Source organism: Okeania sp. SIO2B9 (assembly GCF_010672505.1).
GTDB lineage: Bacteria > Cyanobacteriota > Cyanobacteriia > Cyanobacteriales > Microcoleaceae > Okeania > Okeania hirsuta.
Genome location: NZ_JAAHGK010001698.1, coordinates 1 through 1,262, shown reverse-complemented (window position 1 = coordinate 1,262; position 1,262 = coordinate 1). Strand labels below are relative to the sequence as shown.

2 protein-coding genes are annotated in these 1,262 nt (G+C 33.0%); both read left to right on the top strand.

Annotated features, from left to right (window positions below; genetic code table 11):
* Window positions 1-479 (top strand): Fe-S cluster assembly sulfur transfer protein SufU (gene sufU, locus F6K13_RS33795; protein WP_353735761.1); only part of this gene is annotated, 479 nt, incomplete at its 5' end.
* Window positions 480-834: 355 nt separating this feature from the next.
* Window positions 835-1,170 (top strand): CU044_2847 family protein, encoded by a 336-nt coding sequence (locus F6K13_RS33790; RefSeq protein ID WP_124144357.1) that lies wholly within the window; start codon window positions 835-837, stop codon window positions 1,168-1,170.
* Window positions 1,171-1,262: the final 92 nt, after the last annotated feature.

Genomic DNA, 1,262 nt, shown 5'->3' with positions numbered 1-1,262 from the left:
CGGTTGATATCACACCTAAAACCTACCATCTAACACCTATGAATACTCAAAACCATCTTCGTAACCTCCAACATCAAACAATTCTTGAACGGGCTAAATATCCACAAAACAGAGGAAAAACAAACCCTATAGACCGCTATCAAATAGGAGATAACCCCTTATGTGGCGATCGGATTGAACTAACAATAAAATTTAGTCAAACAAAGCAAATTATAGAAGATATAAAATTTCAAGGGAAAGGTTGTGTATTAACTATTGCTTCCGCAGATTTAATGGCAGAAATATTGTTAGGAAAAACTAGAGAAGAAGCATTAGAAATCACAGAAAAATTTCGTCAAATGCTCAAAGGAGAAATTAGTCTTTCCGATAATTTACCAAAACTAAATATCTTTCAAGGAGTTTCCCAATTTCCCATCAGAATTAAATGTGTTTTACTAAGTTGGCACACCCTGAAAACAGCACTAGAATCACCAAATTAAAAAGCATTTAGCAGTTCAGCAATCAGCGGTCAGCTTTGAGCGTCCAGTACGGAAAGGGGATAAGAAACCCCTCCTAAAATTAAACAACAAGCTAGAAGTCGGGGATTTAAACCCAAGTAGTATTTAATTCTGTGGGGTTTGTTGCAACACACCAATAATAATTAGTAGTAACCAAGTTTAGTTTTTCTATATCTATACATTAGACATCTCCAATAATAAAAAATAAAATCAATCATCCCAATAGATACATCAATTATTTCTCCCTGCTCCCTCTTTTGGAGGAGATGTCTATTATTCTGAAAATCACTGAAATGTGCTTGAATAGAATAGCAATTAGATTCAGTAATAAACATATATGGCCACCAGATTAATTAAACTAGAAGATGGGATTTTGGTTGAGGCAGAAGTTCCAGAGAATGAAGCAAAACCAATTTCTACTAATGTTATTAAACAAGTTAAATCTAGTTTTGCTAAAGTTAAACCTATATTAATAAATATTAGTCGTCCAATTACTGAGACTTGGCAAGAAATTAATAAAGATTTGGAAATTGAACAAGCTGAGGTGGAAGTTGATCTTAACTTTGAAGGGGGAGGTAATCTATATATTCCAAAAGGAAAAGCTGGTACAAATTTAACAGTGAAATTAGTGCTGAAACCGAAAAAATCAGAGAAAATCAGCCTTGAAAAGTAGAGTAACAATTGCAGAAAAATAAGTGTCTAAAGTAGCCAATCTAGCTCTTTATTGATTTAATTATTCTTAGCTTTTTAATCTACTTTTCAAGA

What these genes read in the sequence shown, in the direction of transcription:
- F6K13_RS33790 (WP_124144357.1), top strand. Translation starts at nt 835, where the DNA reads ATGGCCACCAGATTAATTAAACTAGAAGATGGGATTTTGGTTGAGGCA.